The 18,856-nt window shown below is 38.7% G+C and carries 18 protein-coding genes; 7 read left to right on the plus strand and 11 right to left on the minus strand.

Annotation, left to right across the window (positions count from 1 at the left end):
• Window positions 1–62 precede the first annotated feature (62 nt).
• From LDM98_RS06485 to LDM98_RS06510, 6 genes are read right to left on the minus strand one after another with little or no spacing between them, the layout of a single operon-like run.
• Entirely contained in the window at window positions 63–1,052 is a 990-nt protein-coding gene (locus LDM98_RS06485; RefSeq protein WP_223898525.1) for a glycosyltransferase, read from the minus strand.
• A complete protein-coding gene (gene wecB / locus LDM98_RS06490; RefSeq protein WP_223898526.1) occupies window positions 1,049–2,185 on the minus strand; it encodes a non-hydrolyzing UDP-N-acetylglucosamine 2-epimerase in 1,137 nt (378 codons plus the stop codon). Before wecB ends, LDM98_RS06485 begins: the two co-directional genes overlap by 4 nt.
• Complete coding sequence (locus LDM98_RS06495; RefSeq protein WP_223898527.1) at window positions 2,182–4,287, minus strand: glycosyltransferase; 2,106 nt, start codon at window positions 4,285–4,287, stop codon at window positions 2,182–2,184. The genes wecB and LDM98_RS06495 overlap by 4 nt, the downstream gene beginning before the upstream one ends.
• Window positions 4,284–5,411, minus strand: a complete 1,128-nt coding sequence (locus LDM98_RS06500) for a glycosyltransferase family 4 protein (protein ID WP_223898528.1) — start codon at window positions 5,409–5,411, stop codon at window positions 4,284–4,286. The genes LDM98_RS06495 and LDM98_RS06500 overlap by 4 nt, the downstream gene beginning before the upstream one ends.
• On the minus strand, window positions 5,408–6,298 hold the full coding sequence (locus LDM98_RS06505; RefSeq protein WP_223898529.1) for an ELM1/GtrOC1 family putative glycosyltransferase: 891 nt from the start codon (window positions 6,296–6,298) through the stop codon (window positions 5,408–5,410). The genes LDM98_RS06500 and LDM98_RS06505 overlap by 4 nt, the downstream gene beginning before the upstream one ends.
• Window positions 6,295–7,179 (minus strand): lysophospholipid acyltransferase family protein, encoded by an 885-nt coding sequence (locus LDM98_RS06510; protein WP_223898530.1) that lies wholly within the window; start codon window positions 7,177–7,179, stop codon window positions 6,295–6,297. The genes LDM98_RS06505 and LDM98_RS06510 overlap by 4 nt, the downstream gene beginning before the upstream one ends.
• Window positions 7,180–7,309: 130 nt before the next feature.
• On the opposite strand from LDM98_RS06510, the gene hisH reads away from it, so the two are divergent.
• The 7 genes from hisH to LDM98_RS06545 all read left to right on the plus strand — a co-directional run bounded on the left by hisH (window position 7,310) and on the right by LDM98_RS06545 (window position 15,266).
• Window positions 7,310–7,921 carry an imidazole glycerol phosphate synthase subunit HisH gene (hisH, locus tag LDM98_RS06515; protein WP_223898531.1) on the plus strand — a complete coding sequence of 204 codons (612 nt, stop codon included), beginning with the start codon at window positions 7,310–7,312 and terminating at the stop codon, window positions 7,919–7,921.
• 9 nt (window positions 7,922–7,930) lie between these two features.
• Window positions 7,931–8,644 carry a 1-(5-phosphoribosyl)-5-[(5-phosphoribosylamino)methylideneamino]imidazole-4-carboxamide isomerase gene (gene hisA, locus LDM98_RS06520; RefSeq protein WP_223898532.1) on the plus strand — a complete coding sequence of 238 codons (714 nt, stop codon included), beginning with the start codon at window positions 7,931–7,933 and terminating at the stop codon, window positions 8,642–8,644.
• Entirely contained in the window at window positions 8,634–9,461 is an 828-nt protein-coding gene (locus LDM98_RS06525; RefSeq protein WP_223898533.1) for a 50S ribosomal protein L11 methyltransferase, read from the plus strand. The genes hisA and LDM98_RS06525 overlap by 11 nt, the downstream gene beginning before the upstream one ends.
• The gene (ftsH, locus tag LDM98_RS06530; protein ID WP_223898534.1) at window positions 9,454–11,439 is read left to right on the plus strand and encodes an ATP-dependent zinc metalloprotease FtsH; all 1,986 of its coding nucleotides are present in this window, start codon (window positions 9,454–9,456) and stop codon (window positions 11,437–11,439) included. The genes LDM98_RS06525 and ftsH overlap by 8 nt, the downstream gene beginning before the upstream one ends.
• A 3-nt stretch (window positions 11,440–11,442) precedes the next feature.
• Window positions 11,443–12,159 carry a CDP-diacylglycerol--serine O-phosphatidyltransferase gene (pssA, locus tag LDM98_RS06535; protein WP_223898535.1) on the plus strand — a complete coding sequence of 239 codons (717 nt, stop codon included), beginning with the start codon at window positions 11,443–11,445 and terminating at the stop codon, window positions 12,157–12,159.
• A gap of 404 nt (window positions 12,160–12,563) precedes the next feature.
• Complete coding sequence (locus tag LDM98_RS06540) at window positions 12,564–14,114, plus strand: 2-isopropylmalate synthase (protein ID WP_223898536.1); 1,551 nt, start codon at window positions 12,564–12,566, stop codon at window positions 14,112–14,114.
• A 249-nt stretch (window positions 14,115–14,363) separates the two neighbouring features.
• Window positions 14,364–15,266 (plus strand): uroporphyrinogen-III synthase, encoded by a 903-nt coding sequence (locus LDM98_RS06545; protein WP_223898537.1) that lies wholly within the window; start codon window positions 14,364–14,366, stop codon window positions 15,264–15,266.
• 57 nt (window positions 15,267–15,323) lie between these two features.
• Here LDM98_RS06545 and LDM98_RS06550 read toward each other — a convergent pair whose 3' ends face one another.
• The 5 genes from LDM98_RS06550 to LDM98_RS06570 form a co-directional block, all read right to left on the minus strand.
• Window positions 15,324–15,884 (minus strand): HPP family protein, encoded by a 561-nt coding sequence (locus LDM98_RS06550; RefSeq protein WP_223898538.1) that lies wholly within the window; start codon window positions 15,882–15,884, stop codon window positions 15,324–15,326.
• A 73-nt stretch (window positions 15,885–15,957) separates the two neighbouring features.
• Window positions 15,958–16,386, minus strand: coding sequence for a globin domain-containing protein (locus LDM98_RS06555; RefSeq protein ID WP_223898539.1), 429 nt, complete (start codon window positions 16,384–16,386; stop codon window positions 15,958–15,960).
• Window positions 16,387–16,579: 193 nt separating this feature from the next.
• The gene (locus tag LDM98_RS06560; RefSeq protein WP_223898540.1) at window positions 16,580–17,188 is read right to left on the minus strand and encodes a hypothetical protein; all 609 of its coding nucleotides are present in this window, start codon (window positions 17,186–17,188) and stop codon (window positions 16,580–16,582) included.
• A gap of 79 nt (window positions 17,189–17,267) precedes the next feature.
• Complete coding sequence (locus LDM98_RS06565; protein ID WP_223898541.1) at window positions 17,268–18,056, minus strand: hypothetical protein; 789 nt, start codon at window positions 18,054–18,056, stop codon at window positions 17,268–17,270.
• 87 nt (window positions 18,057–18,143) lie between these two features.
• Window positions 18,144–18,770, minus strand: a complete 627-nt coding sequence (locus LDM98_RS06570) for a Crp/Fnr family transcriptional regulator (protein ID WP_223898542.1) — start codon at window positions 18,768–18,770, stop codon at window positions 18,144–18,146.
• Between the last annotated feature and the right edge of the window lie 86 nt (window positions 18,771–18,856).

The raw sequence follows: 18,856 nt of genomic DNA on the forward strand, positions 1-18,856 counted from the left end.
TTTTAAAATTTTTGATTTCTGTGATTTTCTTCTGACCGTATTTTATCAAAATTATTCTATTTTCACTGCGATGCTTTATCAAAGGAGTTAAAGATTTTTTGGATCATCTTTTCTGTTATGAGAGTTGAGTTAAACATTTTATGTGCTTTTTCCCATCCTTTTTTTGAAATTTCTAATCTCTTTTCCTCATTGTTTTTATAAAAAATGAGTTTTTCTTTTAGATCTTCAAAATCGTCAAAATATATGATTTCATCATTTAAAAAGAGTGTATCGAACTCTGGAATTTTAGGAGAGAATACTAAACAACCTTGTGCCAATAATTGTATGATCCTATCAGATGAATAGAGTGGAATATCATTGTACCTGCTATAATTTATTGCCATTTTTGATTTAATAACAGTATTTAAAAATTTTTGACCAAATATCAAGGATTTTTTATTATGACCAAAAATTTTGAAGTCAATCTCCTCTATTTCAGAAAGCTTATGGATAAAATCTTTTCTATTATCATCACTTCGACCAATAAAAATCAAATCATACTCAAATGCTTTATTTTCAAATGCTTTTAATGTTTCAATAGAATCATCACACATATTTGGCATATACTCAAAATTTGTTCTGTTCGTAAAAAATTGTTTATAATACTTTGGAGAGGTTGTCGCAAAAAAAGTATCTAAATATGGCAATCTATCATTTATATGTGTTATTCTATCAAAAGGGTCTACCCACCACATAGCAATTTTAATATCTGGAAAAGATTCTTTTATCTTTTTCAAAGTACTTGTATAGACTAATTCAGAATGTCCTAACAAAAGCAGATCCGGATTAAGATTATGAATAGTTTCAAGAAGCTTTTCATTCATTTTTGTTCTACCGAGTTTTTTTCGCTTCAAAAAAGTTGAATTTTTAGCTACTTCTCTATAGCTAAAGTCATAAACAAAATGACCATTTCTAATTAACCCATTCGTTATTTTTCTATCAATTGAATAAAATACTTGACCAAGCTTTGATTCACTAAAGTTTGCACAATGTAGCACCTTTAGACTTTTCATATGTACTGCCTTTTTATAAAGTCTACAATTCTCTCACACGCTTTCCCATCACCATAGGGGTTATGTGCTTTACTCATTCTCTCATATTCATTTTCATCATCTAAAAGCTTTTGTGCTTCATCTATGATCGTTTGCGAATGTGTCCCCACCAGTTTCACTGTGCCTGCTTCAATTGCTTCTGGTCGTTCAGTGGTATCTCTCATTACAAGTACCGGTTTTCCTAAACTAGGTGCTTCCTCTTGTACACCCCCGGAGTCTGTGATGATGAAATATGATTTATTCATCATATAGATAAAACTTTCATAGTGAAGTGGGTCTATCAAGAATACATTTGATACATCTGATAGTATCTCTTTTACAGGTTTTTGTACATTTGGGTTTAAGTGTACTGGATAAACTATATCAGCATCTGGATTGTTTAATGCTAGTATTTTTAGTGCTTCACAAATATTGATAAATCCTTGACCAAAGTTCTCTCTTCTGTGTCCGGTTACAAGTATCAATTTCTTAGTATCATTTAATTGATATTGAGAATTTATAGATGCAATGATTTTATTTTTTAGTTGAGGATTATTTTCTATCTTATCTAAAGCTAAAAATAGTGCATCAATCACAGTGTTACCAGTGACTATAATACTATCTTCATTTTTATTTTCATTTAAAAGATTTTTTTGACTTGTCGTGGTTGGTGCAAAGTGATAGTTAGCTAACACACCAGTTATTTGTCTGTTTGCTTCTTCCGGCCAAGGGCTATATATATTACCAGTTCTTAAACCAGCTTCCACATGTCCTACTTTTATCTTATTATAAAAAGCAGCAAGAGAACTAGCACTTGTAGTTGTCGTATCTCCATGGACCAACACAATATCAGGATTAAAGTCAGCTAATACATCTTTCATACCTAATAAAACATTGGATGTTACATCAAATAAATCTTGCTCTGGTTTCATAATATTCAAATCATAATCAGGCTTGATATCAAACATATCAAGAACTTGATCTAACATCTCTCTATGTTGTGCGGTTACACATACTTTTGATTGAATGGAAGTCTCTTTTTCAAGTTTTTTTACTAAAGGTGCCATTTTTATGGCTTCTGGTCTTGTTCCGAATACTAAAAGTACTTTTTTCATTTTAACAATTCTTTATATTCATTCACTGTCTCTTTGGCTATTTGAATCCAATCAAACTTTTCTTCAACAAACTTCTTGGAATTTTCACCCATTTGTACAAAATCGTTTTCTAAAAGCTTATCAATTTTTTCGGCCAAATCTTTAGGATCTTTTGGTTCACAAAGATATCCATTGACACCATCTTTTATTAAAACAGGTATGCCACCGACTTTTGTACCAACTAAAGGTAAAGATGCAGCCATTGCTTCCAACCCGCTGATACTCGTAGCCTCCATTAAGGATGGTAAAATAGACAGATCAGAGGCACTATAATAATCAATTATTTCATCATGTTTTTTGGACCCCAAAAGAATAAATCTATTTTTAAAGTTTTCTTCTAAAATAGTTTTTACTTCTTGAAACTGCTCTCCATCACCGATAAACAGTAGTTTTAATTTATCATTTTTTATATATTTAGTCGCAAGCGCAAGATAGTTAATTCCATTTTTCCAAACCATTCTTCTAGTCATGATCGCTAGTTTTTCATCATCTTTAATGGATAATTCTGTTCTTAATTTTTTTCGAATTTCTTCATTTCTTGTAAATTTAGAAGAGATCACACCGTTTGAAATAAAAACCTTTTTTGCCTCAAAAGAGAATGGAACTTCAAGAAGTTCTTCACTTGGTGCCAAAAATAATTTTGGTTTACTGAACAGTCTTTTTAATAGAGGGATTCTATATCCGCCTTTTTTTATTCTTTTCAAATAACCGGAAGTATGGTTTGTGTACACAAGAGGAATATCTTTTATATTGTAAAACTCTAATGGTCTCATACCATGTATATGTATGATATCAAAATGTTTTTCTTTTACCAGTTTTTTTAAAAATTTATTGATCTGATACCCATAGGTAAACCCAATATACTTCAAAGTAAACCTATAGATATCAATTCCATCTACAGTTTCAAACTCTTTTTGATTTTTATCAACAAATTTAGTAGCTACACTCACATCACACCCTATACTTTTTAAAGCTTGTGAGAGCTCGTAAACATGTGCAGTAATGCCTCCCACTGTAGGTGGGTAATCTAAACTGACCATTAGTATGTTCATACCTGTTTTGTCTAACTTTTTACGGTTACCTTGAACCTCACTATAAAAGTCAATATGTTTTTGAATGCAGTTTTCGATTAAAAATTCCTCTGTACGTGTTTTCTTCAAATCAGAAAAAAGTGTATAGTAGTTTTCCTTATGTCTATAAACTTCATTCACTTTTTTTGCGATATCAAAATCATCAGTGAAAAGTTTTTCAGGAAGTATCTCTATGGAGATTCCTACTTTTGTTGAGATAAGACACTTACCATAAAATAGTGTTTCAACTATTACTCTTCCAAAGCCTTCAGAGTGTGAACTAATAACTACAAGATCAGATGAAGCAATCAGAGAAGGTATATCTTCTCTATATCCTAACAAGCTGACTTTGTCAGATAAACCCAAGTCCATAATGAGTGTTTCAAGATTTGTTCTTTCCTTACCCTCACCAACAATGTTCAGATGAAATGGAAAATCCAACTTAGAGACCTCTTTGATCAAAATGTCGAATCCTTTAATCTTATCCAATCTCCCTATCGAAAGTAATGTAAAAACAGAATTGAAACTTTGCTTTGGTATATTTATTGTATAAGGAAGACCATTATAAATCACTTTTAAATTTTTATTATTAATTGATTTTGCAACATCTTGTGAGACAGCTATTACATGATCAATTTTATTAAAAATTCTTCCTTTTCTAGGATTTGTTTTTGTGGCTATATGCTCGGCAGAAGTAAATCTATCAAGATGATAAATAATTTCACTAGCCTTTGCACTATGTGTGTGAACAATATCCGGATTAATATTTTTGATAAGCTTCATTATTTCAAAATATAAAAAAGGGTTATGTCTATCAGACATAGAAGTTAATTTATGAATTTTAATATTTGGATCTAACTTATCTTCAATTTCATTATCTTTAAAAAGTAAGACCTCAACATGAATATTTTTCACTAAACCATTACAAAGCTCTTCAAAACATTTTTCTGCTCCTCCCCATCCATTTGATGCGATAAATTGGAGCACTTTCATGATTTATTCCTTTCATTGTGTGCAAATTTATAATGGTTTGATACTATTTCTTTATATACTTTTAAAGTCTTATCTACCATCTGTTTCAAAGAAAAAATATCTGTGATATACTCATACCCGTCAAATTTCAGATCACTGCATTGCTCAATATAGTTTGCCAATGAATCTTCCTTACCCACAGGATAAAAGAACCCGTTTTTACCTTCTACAATGATATCCAAAACCCCACCATGGTTTGTAGCTACTACTGGTGTATTAAGGGCCAAGGCTTCAGCGACACTTCGACCAAAACTCTCTGGTTTTTTAGAACTGCTCACTACGACATCACTTAAAGCATAGATCTCTGCTACTTTACTTTGTGAACCTGCAAAGATGATATTCTCCTCTAGATCTAACTCTTTAACCAAACCTTCCAGGGAATGAAAGTACTCCTGCTTATCTTCACGTATCCCTCCAACGATCAGGCCTGCAATCTTTGGATCATCTTTTTTCAGTAAAGCAATCGCACGAATGAAGGTCTGATGGTCTTTGAGTTGGGTGATACGTCCTACTGTTGTGATAATTCGTCTCTCTTCTAAATGATACGCTTTTTTAAAATCTTCGATAAATATTTGATCAAGGTTTTGAGGATTGAATTTTTCCAAGTCTATTCCTCTGGGGATCACAGTGATCTTCTTCTCTTCCGTGTGATAATGCTTTTGGATATAGTCTTTAATCGCACCACTCACACAGATCACCCTGTCCCCTTTTGTCATAATGGCACTGTAGAAACTTACACTGTTAAACCCATGCACTGTGGTCACAAAAGGGATATGCAGTTTTTTATTTGCAAAGTACGTCAGCCATGCGGATACCCTGCTTCGTGCATGAAGGATATCAGGCTTCAATTCTCTCAATATTTTTCGCAACTTAGCTATACGAAAAGGAGCAGTCAAAGGATTTTTGGAACAAACATCAAAAGTGATATGTGTTCCGCCCTCTTTTATGATCTGCTCTTTCAGTTTACCCCCTGCACTGATCACGATGCTCTCATGCCCCAGCTTCACCAATTCTCGGCTCAACTCTACCGTACCGCGTTCTACGCCACCTTCATTCAGCTCTGGTAATAACTGTACTATCTTCATAGATCTGCATCTTTCAAATAGGCTTTAAAATCTATTTTTTTATGTTTATTTTTAATCGTTCCATCAAAAATGTGCAAATACCCCTCTTTTTCCAAAACATCTATAAAGCGTGTAAATTTGTTTTCTTTTTCACTCTGCAAAGGCAAGACAACAATATTTGCTTCACCATAAGAGACCGCTTCAGAGATCATCGATGTACTGTCTCCGGTGATAAACACCGTTTCGCACTGCTCTAAAAAATCAGGAATAGGATTGATGGGATTTTTAGAGAAGATCGCCTCATAATCAAAAGCATAGGACGCTATCAGATCTTCTATCTCTTTACTGGTTCTAGGGGATGTGGTGATAGCAATCTCATACTCTTTGTATGCATCAACTATCGTGTCTAATTGTGCTTGTAGTTTTTCTTTATCCATCGTGAAAAGTTTATTGTCTCCGCCAATGACTATACCTATGGATTGTTTTCCTGCCTTGTAGAGCCCTTTAGGTTCCACATAAGCAAAGTTTGCAGGTATCTCTATGATATTTTCTTGTTTAGGCGGGTTATCGTGGTTTTGGGCAAAGATGATATCAAAATCATAGCGATACCCACGGGGCAGCATCATGGCTACAGATCTTGCGTTCATTTTCTTGGCAAAGACTTTCGTCGCATAGGATGTGGTAGAGCCTGTACCCACCACCATATCATAGGTTCTGTCTATCTGAATATCAAACAGTTTATCTGTGTACATCCCTATTGTGTCAAGTAGGTAGCTCAATGCTTTAAACCATTTATTTTTAAAATTGACAGACACCACATCATAAGATAGATTCAGATACTTTACAAAAGCCAAAGACTGGTTCAAATGCCCCATGCGGCCATCGTTGAGTATGAGCACCCTACTCACAGTCGCCACCTGTTATGCATCCAGAACCATTGCGCAGGGTATTTTTTTACGATATCTTCTATCGCCTGATTGTATCTCAAGGTCATCGCTTCGAGCTTCTGCTGCTGATCTTCGATCTCCTCTGCCACATACGCAACAGGGTCATGGATCACCAGCTCATACAGTCCGTCACTGTCTCTCACCACAAAAACAGGTACAATTAAAGGATCAAGCTTCAATTTAAGTGAGGCTACAGAGAGTGTTGTCGTAGCAGGTTTCCCGAAGAAGTCTATCTTGGCACTCAGGGAACCTCCCGATTTCTGATCGATAAGCAGTCCGACATTGCCCTTTGCCTTCAATCTTTTCATCATCGACAACATGGCTTTATCTTTACTTACAGCACTGTTGCCGTATGTTTCACGGAACGGTGTTGTAATATGCTCTTCAATCAGTCTGTTGTTCCCTTTACGGCCAATCACTGCCATGGGGAATCCGTTCTTGGCAATAAAATGTGCCATGAGTTCCCAGTTGGAGAAATGTGCCGTCATAAAGACAATACCGTGTTGGCTGTTTTGTGCCAGTTCTTGTAATTTTTCTTTGGCTTCTTCTCTGTTTTTGATCGCATGGTCGATATCGAACTTTCCCGTGAACATCAAGAGAATTTCAGAGATGGTTTTAGAGAGTTCTTTATAGACTTCTTTGGAGAGAACCATTATCTCTTGACGGGTTTTCTCAGGAAACGCCATAGTGAGGTTTGTGATGGTGAGATGTCGTCTTTTTTTATCTACATAGTAGACAAGAAGGGTAAGCGCTTTCATCATAGTATAAATGAATGATGCAGGTGCTATCTTTGCCAACCACAAAAATAGTCTTACAAAAGCATACTCTGTTTTTTCTCTCATTCCTGTCCTGTTTGCGATTTAATACGTAATTTTACCCAAATAGCCTAAAGGATACAGACCCAAAACACCTGCTTTCAATTTAATTTGCTATAATCACAGTAATTTATAAGACTATCAAAGGAATACTATCGTGATAGGAATCGTCGATTACCACATGGGGAACCTGGCCTCAGTTATCAATGCGTTTGCTAAAGTCGGGGCAGATGCCACCTTGGAGAGTGACCCAGCTAAACTGAGCCAATATGACAAACTCATCCTGCCCGGGGTAGGTGCATTTGGCGATGCTATGGCACACCTCAAAACAAACGGTATGGATAAAGCGGTCATTGATTTTGCTGCGTCTGGCAAACCGCTTTTGGGTATCTGTCTTGGTATGCAGCTGCTCTTTGAAAGTTCCGAAGAGTTTGGGACAACCAAAGGTTTGGGACTCATCCCCGGTAAAGTGGTCGCTTTTGATGAAGGTAGATTTGACCATCACCTCAAAGTACCGCATATGGGCTGGAATGAACTCTTCCAACAAAAAGAAACGGCTATTTTTGAGGGAATGAAAAAAGACTTTTATCTCTACTTTGTCCACTCCTTCCATGCAGTCTGTGATGACGCGTATGCCATAGGAAAAACACACTATGGCTATGAGTTTGTATCGGCTGTGCAGAATGGAAACATTTACGGCATCCAGCCACACCCTGAAAAAAGCCATGAAAATGGTTTGAAGATCATAGAAAATTTTGCAAAATTATAGGAAACATAGATGACAATACTACCAGCGATAGACCTTAAAGACGGTAAAGCAGTAAGACTAAGCAAGGGGCTCATGGAGTCTGCCAAGATATACTCGGATGAACCTTGGCAAGTGGCCAAACGGTTTGAAGAACTTGGGAGTGAATGGGTACATCTTGTTGATCTTAACGGTGCATTTGCCGGTAAACCTGAAAACCTGGAACAGATCAAAAAAATCCGCGAACACTGCAACCTCAAACTTGAACTGGGTGGAGGTATCCGTGATGAAGAGACCATCAAGATGTATTTGGAACTGGGTATCGATCGATTGATCTTAGGTTCTATTGCCGTAAAAAACCCTCAGTTTGTGAAAGATATGGCAGCAAAATACCCTATCGTTGTCGGTATCGATGCTATAGACGGGATGGTCGCTGTAGAAGGCTGGGGAGAAGTGAGTGATATGAAAGCCACTGACCTCGCAAAGGAGTTTGCCAATGCAGGTGTACAAGCGATCATCTGTACCGATGTTGGCCGTGACGGCATGATGACAGGGGTCAATGTAGATTTCACGTTGGAAATTCAAAAGGCGTCAGGCGTTGAGACGATTGCTTCTGGCGGGTTAAAAGATATGACAGATATCCATGCACTTATAGAGGCAGGCATCGACGGTACGATTGTCGGTAAGGCGTTCTACGAGGGAACACTTGATCTGGAAGAAGCGTTTAAGGTATCAAATGAAAGATAAGTATTATGAACTGACCATCACACTGAAGGATGATTTTGTAGATTTTATAGCAGACTTCATTGCCAATATTTATGGTGAAGGACTGGAACTTGGGACAGGGAAGATCATTGTGCGAAGTGAATCTGATTTAACTTTCGTTAAAGATGCGCTTGTATCATTGTCCGGTACTTTAAGTAATGCCATTAAAATGGACTATACACTGGAAGAGAAAGAAAATGTCGACTGGATAAAGACCTATCAAGACTCTATCCAACCTATAGAGGCCGGTAAATTCTACATCTTCCCAAGCTGGTATGCGCCCAAAGAGGATTTTATCAATATCAAAATAGACCCTGCACTTGCTTTTGGTTCAGGACACCATGCCACGACCTTTTCATGTTTAGAGGCTATCAGCACTTATGTCGATGCAGATAAGTCTGTCATAGATGTCGGTTGCGGTTCCGGTATCTTGGGTCTTGCGTGTAAAAAACTGGGAGCGAACGTAGAACTTTGTGACACGGACCCTCTCTCGGTGGAGAGCTGTAAAGAGAACTTTGCTTTAAACGAAGAGACCTATGACAAACTCTGGGAAGGCTCTATAGACAAGGCTGAAGGTAGCTATGATGTGGTCATAGCAAATATCATAGCGGATGTACTCAGATTTATCGCCAAAGATCTAAAATCTGCCTGTAAAGAAGATGGACTATTGATACTTTCAGGTATTTTAGATAAAAAAGAGAACCTGGTAGTAGAATCCTTTAAAGAACTGACACTGGTAAAAAGAATACTTAAAGATGAGTGGGTCACACTCGTATATAAGAAGGAAATAAATGGCTAAGCAACATAATAACCAAGATAATAATAACAATAATAATAATTTTTTTAACAACAACCCGCTATTGGCATTTGCGATCTTCTCTATCGTGATCATCATGATCTTCAAATCATTTGTAGGTGATAGTGGAGGTCTGGGCAATATGTTGGACAGCAACAATGTCACACAAACCAAAACAGTCAAATACTCGGAGATCAAGAGTGAGATTGCAAAAGGGACAATCACCTCAGTGAAGCTTACCCCTACAACGGTAGAAGCTATCGCTGATGTGGATGGACGCAAAACGCGTTTTGTTGCACAAAATGTCCCTACCTATGATAAAGATCTTATCCCTCTTTTGGAAGAAAAACATATCCCCTATGAAGGGATCATGGGCGGTGGCTTTCTTTCTGATCTTTTAGGCTCACTGCTGCCTATCCTGATCTTCTTTGCTATCTGGATCTTTTTGGCCAAAAAAATGTCCAAAGGTATGGGTGGCGGCATACTGGGTGCTGGTAAAGCCGACAAGCTGATAAATTCCGAGAAACCAGATACAAAGTTTCATGATGTACAGGGAGTGGAGGAAGCCAAAGATGAAGTGAAGGAGATCGTTGATTTCCTTAAATTCCCTGAACGCTACATAGAACTCGGGGCAAAGATCCCCAAAGGTCTGCTTTTAGTAGGACCTCCGGGAACCGGTAAAACACTTCTTGCAAAAGCGGTTGCGGGTGAAGCATCTGTACCTTTCTTCTCTGTCAGCGGTTCAAGCTTCATTGAAATGTTCGTGGGTGTCGGTGCGAGTCGTGTACGTGATCTTTTTGCCCAGGCGAAAAAAGAGGCTCCGGCGATCATCTTCATCGATGAGATCGATGCTATCGGTAAAAGCCGTGCATCCGGCGGACAGATGGGTGGAAATGATGAGAGAGAACAGACACTCAACCAGCTTCTGGCAGAGATGGACGGTTTTGGTACAGATACGCCTGTGATCGTACTTGCTGCAACAAACAGACCCGAAATACTGGATGCAGCCCTGCTCAGAGCAGGACGTTTCGACAGACAGGTACTTGTAGACAAACCTGATTATGACGGGCGTTTGGCTATCTTGAAAGTACACTCCAAAGATGTGAAACTTGCAGCCAATGTTGATTTGACCATTGTGGCAAAACAGACAGCCGGTCTGGCAGGTGCCGATCTGGCAAATATCATCAATGAAGCTGCTCTTCTGGCCGGGAGATTCAATAAAAAAGAGATAGAACAAGCAGACCTCCTGGAAGCGATAGAGCGTTCATTTGTAGGACTTGAAAAGAAGAACAGAAAGATCTCTGAAATGGAGAAAAAGATCGTAGCCTATCATGAAAGTGGGCATGCACTGATGGCAGAGCTTACAGAAGGTGCCACACGTGTGACCAAGGTCTCTATCATTCCAAGAGGATTGGGTGCACTGGGCTATACCCTGCACCTTCCTGAAGATGAAGAGCGTTTCTTAAAACAAAAACATGAACTTATGGCTGAGATAGATGTACTTCTAGGTGGCCGTGCAGCCGAGGAGGTTTTCATCGGTGAGATCAGTACCGGTGCAGGGAATGACCTTAACCGTGCTACGACTATCTTAAAAGATATGATCTCTGTGTATGGGATGACAGATGTGGCAGGGCTCATGGTGCTTTCCCGCAGCCAAAACTCTTTCCTTGGGGGAGGTGCGGTATCCACAGACTATAGTGAGAAAATGGCAGAAGATATGGATAACTATATCCGTACCACTCTGAATGAGCGTTATACCTATGTCAAGAATACCTTAACTGATTACCATCAAGCCATAGAAAACATGACGGCTGTACTGTTGGATGTTGAAGTGATCGAAGGGAAAAAAGTACGTCAGATCATAGAAAACTATGAAAAAGAGAATAATTTAAAAAGCCGTTTAGCCCATGGTGACAAAATAGCAAAAGCAAAAGCAAAATCTGAAGCTGAAGCGGCTGAGAAAGAAGAAACAGACGAGTAGATAATGAAAAATGCAAAGCTTGTCTATATCCTGCCAAATCTGTTTACTGCAAGCAGTATTTTTGTAGGCGTGATAAGTATGGTCGAAGCTAGCAAGGGAAACGTTGTACTTGCTTCATGGCTCATCCTCTTGGCACTTGTCTTTGACGGTTTGGATGGCCGTATTGCACGGATGACAAACACCACCAGTCAGTTTGGAGTGGAATTTGACTCTTTGGCGGACATTATCTCTTTTGGTATCGCTCCAGCCATGCTGCTCTATTTTTTTACGGGGGATGCGTTTGGACGCTTTGGCATACTGGTCTCTGCACTCTATGTGATCTTCGGTGCGATCCGTTTGGCACGATTTAACATCTCTACGGCAAAGACAGACCCCAACGTATTTATAGGACTGCCTATTCCCACTGCAGCCATCTTTGTCTCCATGTGGATACTTCTCTTTCACAAATACACACTTGAAGATTACGGCATTGTATTGCTTTTTTTGACACTCGGGATTGCAGTACTGATGGTCAGTAACTTTCGGTACCCTTCATTTAAGAAAGTCAGCCTGGATAAACCCATGGTCTTTAAAACCATGATCATGCTGATGCTGACTGCTTCACTGCTCTATCTTTTTTCGGCAGAGGGCTTTGCTATTCTTATCTTAGGGTATACACTTTATGGTCCTCTTCGTGCATTGCGGACATTAAATGTACGAAATATCAAAATTAAAAGATAATTATTATCCCTTGTATTTTATTTTTAAATACTGTATAATTTCTAAAATTTAAAGGAGAGATTATGAAAACTATCATAAATCAACATACTATTTTCACTCAAGATAGCTCTCTCCTGCTGCTCTTACTATCATAAAGAACGCTCTTTAAGCAAAGCTCAAAGAACTACGTTGTCACTGGGACTACTTCAGCAGTAGGCTCATACGACTAGTCGTATATTACGCGTTATTCATCCAAAATTACACAATAGTAAAACAATTAGTTTCTAATAACTACAATTTAGGTAGAATTAGACAATCATTTGCACCCGTACTTTAAAAAGGTATGCTATTGAACCCTCGCTGCCAGGTGTAGCTTTAGTGAGAGGTATGATAATGTGGTGTTGCCGCATTATGAGGAGAACAAAATGGAAACCATAAAAATATTCGATACCACATTGAGAGACGGTGAGCAGAGCCCCGGGGCTTCTATGAACACCGAAGAGAAGATCCAGATCGCTGCACAGTTGGAGCGTTTGGGTGTAGACATCATTGAAGCAGGATTTGCCGCTGCAAGTCCCGGAGATTTTGATGCGATCGATAAAATATCACAAAGGGTCACAAACTCGACAGTCTGTTCCTTAGCCAGAGCTATAGATGCAGATGTGAAAGCGGCAGGAGAAGCCATCGCCAAAGCAAAGATGAAACGTATCCACACATTCATCGCTACTTCAAGCATCCATATGGAACACAAGCTTAAGATGAAACCTGATGAAGTGATCAAAAGAGCGGTAAGAGCCGTTGAATATGCGCGTACATTCGTAGAGGATGTAGAGTTTTCCTGTGAAGACGCGGGCCGTTCGGACATCGGTTTTATGAAAGAGATAAGTGATGCAGTCATAGAGGCAGGTGCAACGACCATAAACTTACCCGATACCGTTGGATTCAGACTTCCTTTTGAGATCGGTGCGATGGTCAAAGAGATGAGCGAATACACCAAAGGCAGAGCGATCATCTCTGTACATAATCACAACGATTTAGGTTTGGGGGTCGCAAACTCTTTAGAGGCGGTCATCAACGGAGCAAGACAGATAGAGTGTACCATCAACGGTTTGGGTGAAAGAGCGGGGAACGCAGCCCTTGAAGAGATCGTCATGGCATTAAAGACACGTGCGGATGTCTTTGCCGGCTATCAAACCAATATCAACACTAAAGAGATCTATCCATCAAGCCGTTTGATCGCCAACATTACAGGCATAGAACCTCAGCCAAACAAAGCCATTGTCGGTAAAAATGCTTTTGCACATGAGAGCGGCATACACCAGGACGGTATGTTGAAAAATAAAGAAACCTATGAGATCATCCGTCCGGAAGACATCGGATTGACTATGGATGACACGTTGGTCTTAGGGAAACATTCGGGTCGCGCTGCCTTTAAAGACAAATTGGCCAAATTAGGGTTTACTTTGGAGGATGAGGCATTAAATGCTTCCTTTGAACGTTTTAAGATCATGGCAGATAGAAAAAAAGAGATTTATGATGATGATTTAAGGGCCTTGGTCACTGATGAAATGACCACGGCACCTAAGGTATTTGAATTGGTCTCTTTACAGTTAATGGATTGTTCCAATGGTGTACCCTCTGCCGCTGTCAGTATCAAAAAAGATGATAAAGAGATCATCGATGCAGGTATAGGGGAAGGAACGATCGATGCGGTCTTTAAGACCATAGACAGGATCTCCGGATATGATGGGCAATTGATGGACTACAAAGTCAAATCGGTCAGTGAGGGCAAAGATGCCTTGGCAAATGTCACCGTGAAAGTCTCCTTCAACGGAGAACCTGCCATCATAGGACACGGATTGAACATTGACACGATGTTGGCTTCTGCAAGGGCTTATATCGGTGCTTTGAATTCCTACTTGAGCATGGAAGGGAAGTTGAAGTCTCGTCATACGGACAGCTCAAAGACTATCTAGTCTTATATATTTGATGGATATTCGGGCTGTTTCATCTACTCTTTTAGAAAAGTAGATGAAAGTCATCACGGCTCTTGAATCACTTGGATTTCCTGGCACTCAATGCCGATACCCCCCCGCTAAAACGTAAGTGGGGTGTAAGTGCATTTGCCGTGACACTCTTTATCCTATAAACTCTACATTCTGTTAACGAACAGTTAAATACAACGTTGTATTATAAGCCAACTCAATATGAAAAGAAATGTAATCATGCAAAGAATACAAAACATACTGGAACCATTGAATTTGATCTACTATGCCTATGATGAAAAAATGAATATTTTAATATTGGATAAAAATTGGTCCAGTGAGTATACCTTCCCGGAATTGATCAAAATCACGCATGCACTCAGTAAAAATCATATCCTTTTTTTTATTGATGAAGATAAATCTATAGTGATCGCAGATTCAGATACTTTATTGAAAAAGGTAAAAAGATGCTTCAGATCAATGATCGCAAACATCAAAAACAGCAGAATGCCTATCTATATTTTAAGTGATAAAAAAGTGAAATGGGCAAAGAACTTACCGGTGTTTGACATAGAACCGATCCAACAAGAGGTTGATCTGTTTCCTTATGATGCTTTGGTCTTTACATCCAAAAATGCACTTTATGCGCTTGATACGATGGATCAAACCTGGAAAAAAAAGCCCGCGTATGTGATAGCACCTGAAACGGCTAAAATAGTGAAACACTTAGGCGGAAATCTTAAATTTGTTGGCAAAAAAAAACATGGGGACCAGTTTGGATTAGAGATAGCAGAAAAATACAGGCATCAAAAACTACTTTATATCAGGGGCTCCAAAGTCGTCTCGGATCTTGTGAGCATTTTAAATCGCGATGACATACAATGTGACGAATTGATCATCTATCAAACGGTTTGTAAAACATTCGATAAAAAAGTCAAACTGCCGAAAAATTCAACGATTATATTCTCTGCACCTTCAACGATCGAATGTTTTTTAAAAAACATCGCTTGGGATGAAAGTTTTAAAGCCATAGCCATAGGGAAGACAACAGCGAATTATTTCCCCAAAAATATTACTCCTGTCATTTCTGACACTACTTCACTGGAGTCTTGTGTTAAAAAAGCGATAGAATTAAACAGCTAGGATACACCCATTCGATGTGCCGGTAAGTTGACCTTGCATCGCTTCGCATCCTTAAGCTTACCACCAGTAACGCGGATAGTGTCGCTTAGGATTGCTTGACATGTTATTGACTACAAGTGCGATCATCAATAAAATCAAAGCACCTGTTGCGATCGGTGTCAATACGAACATATATCCTAATGCATGGATTTGAGAACTCCCTATCACAGCGATCAGGGCCGTAGCACCCCCGGGGGGATGTAACGTACGCGTAAAGTGCATGACCACGATAGATAAAGTGACAGCCAGTGCACTTAGGACCGGCGTTTCCAGTGGAATATATTGATATACCGTGATACCTATAGATGCAGAGAGTATATGACCGCCAATTAAATTGCGGGGCTGCGACAACTCTGACTGGGGAACACCGTATAGTAATACTGCGGAAGCGCCAAAGGAACCGACTAAAAAGATAGAATCCGATGTATTCTCAAAAATATATTGGTTAAGCACCGATATGAAGTAAATTCCAAGGAAAGCTCCTATGCCAGACCACATAACATGTGACATGTGTGCTCTGGACGGCGGAGCTTCCAACCCCCTCATTCGGTTGAAATACCCATATAAATGACGACGCATCAGAATCTCCTTTGAAGGGTATTATTTTCGGTAACAAGCCCATAACAATCATTATCAGGCTTGGATCTTTTATTTAAGATGCGTAGTATAACTCTTTTTCTCTGGCAATGAGTATATCAGCCAGGAAAAAATAGGCTTCTTTCCACGCATCAAGGATCTCATCTGTAGCAGCATCACCCAATACTTCTTTGATAGCACCAAGAATCGCGGTACCAACCATTGGATAGTGTTCAGGCTTGACATTGGTACGTACATGGCTCTGTGCCATCTTCTCGACCGCTTTAGATAAAACATCCAGATTATCGATATTTGCTGCATATGCGCCCACTGCCGAAGCAAGTTTTTTGTGTTGTTCAGGATCTGCATCTTTGAAGAGATCTTTGAGTTCTGGATGTTGGCTGAAAAGGATCTCATACATTTTTGTTGTAATAGCTTCTGCATGCTGAGAAACCGCACCGGCTGTAGCTTTGACCGTATCGATCGTTGATTGTGAAAGTGACATTTAATCTCCTGTTTTTTAAAGTGCCCGAAGTATAACCCAAAAAACGATTTAAAAAATTGATTTATATCAACTTCCATGGGAAATGAAACAAGATTTAAAATATTTACAGACATTTATCTGGCTACTGACACAACATCATGCACTTGATCTGAATGAAAGATAGACGGGAGGAGCAAAACCATCCCATGCTTATCTAATAGACTTGAATCATTTTATTTCTTAACGCTTTGGTAAGTAAAATGTCTTTGACCCTTTCTTGCCATAACGCTTTGAAAAGATTTTTCTCTTGATCAGATGCCTTTTTCTGCAATATTTTTCCCATCAAAGGCTTGATTCTTTGATCTCCTGGAATCATTGAGGGGTCATAACTGAGTGAAACAGAGGTGTCATTGTCTCTTCTTTTTAAAGTGACTTCTCCAGCCATAGGTTGATCATAGGCAATCAAGTTGTTCCTTGAAAAATTCCCCTGTATCCCCTTAAACCCTTCTTCACCACTTGCACCAACAATAAAGGAAATAATATTTCCTATGACACCCACTGCACCTTCGGTCCTTTTTCCCTTCATACCGATAGTGATATTCCCACGCTGGGGCAGTTCAGAACCGTAGAGCATTTTTAAACCAACCATTGTCATAAGATATGCGCCTGCAACAGTGGGACAGGAGTGGCCTGCCTGCTTGACACAGTCCAAATAACTCATTTCAACTTTACCCTCTTCACATGCTCCCAAAAAATCACTGAGCGGATCATAAAGTAAAATTGAGTCAACTTCATCAAAAAATAAGGGATATTTCATTTTCATCACCATCCTATTACATCTAGACTATCGGATACTTATCTGGATACAGATAAGTATACTAAAATTCAAGGGTTAAAAATAACTATTTATATTCCCAGAAAGGGAGTAAATACTCTATTTGCTCATCGTCCAATATCTCAAGTGTTTGAGAGATACATTGAATATGCACTTTTGTCACATATGCTTTGAGTTTTGCTATTTCATCTATTTTATGGTCCAAACTTTTTGGGGATGCATCATCCAGGAACAACGCTTCCATCATTTCTCTCTCCAAAGTATCGATGGTACGCTTTGTTTTTTGGACCTCTCCTATCGTATGATGCCGAATGACAAGAAGTTTCTTTTTCTGCTCGTCACTCAGTCCCAAAGCCTGTTTATCCCAATGTTTGATAAGAAGTTTTGTCATATGAGGCAACGCTTCCTTGTTGATCAGAAATGGAGAGTTCTGCAGTGCATTCATTTTGTCATTTCTTTGAATTTCATTGATCATATCTACAAATTCTTCGGAAGGGTAATGCTCGATCAGGTAATCCGATATTTTAGACAACTCTTCATCTGAAATACTCCCTTTAAGCGAAGGCATCACACCGTATTGCTGTACTTTGTTTGACTCACACACTGATTTTTCTGCCGCAGGATTCATCACATAATCAGTAATAAAAGCTTTCATGGTCTTTTTATCATCCATCACCAGCTTGGTATGATACATCACAGCCTCCATAGGCGGTGCTTTTAATTCAGGTATCATAGAGGGTGTTGGTTTTTCAAGCATATGGCATGTAGCACATTTGGATTTTACCAAATCAACTTCACTCGCGTGTAATGTACCCATACCTATGATGACTGCTGTTAAAATATTTATTTTTGTCATATGTTGTCCTTCAAGCGCTTCATATTTTGTATTGTATCTTAAAGCAAAAATAAAAAAAGTGTCTTGATATATATCAAGATTGACAGATCAAGGTATTTTATAACCGGATGAAGTTTGTATGAGTTTTTCTTCCTTAAGAAGTTTAGAAATGTTTCGTGAGAGTGTTTCAGGTGTCATACTGAGTATAGAAGCTATCTCATACTGTTTGAGGTCTAAAGCCAGTTTAGGATTCTTCTGGTAAAAATTCAATACTTTTTCTTTTGAAGTGGCCGCAAGGTTAAAATGTATATTCTGTTGGAGAAGATCGATTTTTTCAAGCAGTGATTGGATAATGGCATAAGATAGGCTCGTATGACTGAGAAGAAATCTTTCAAAACCATCCAATGAAATTTTCAGAATAGATCCATCCGTTTGAAACCTCGCCGATGAAGGTAAGGGAGTTTTTCTTAAAGTAGCTGCCTCAGCAAGCAGTGCATATCGGTTAAAGTATCCGATCACCACCTCGTTCCCCTTACTGTCATGTTTATAGACACTTACTACGCCATCGATCAATATCATGACATTGTTACTGATCTCCCCTTGCGTAAAAACGATCGAATCTTTCTCATAATCAGATATGTGTGTCACTGTTGCAAGTTCACTGAGCTCTTTTTCAGTTAATGCAGAAAAGAGGCTGATTTGCTTCAGTATCTCCGTAATATTCCGTTTTTCCATCATATACCTTACATTTATTTATCTTACACGGAAGCACTCCAAACTTCCATGTTTGATAATGGACTTTGTGACTGTTTAGGGTCTTG

Origin of the sequence: Sulfurovum sp. TSL1 (genome assembly GCF_019972135.1) — a bacterium.
GTDB lineage: Bacteria > Campylobacterota > Campylobacteria > Campylobacterales > Sulfurovaceae > Sulfurovum.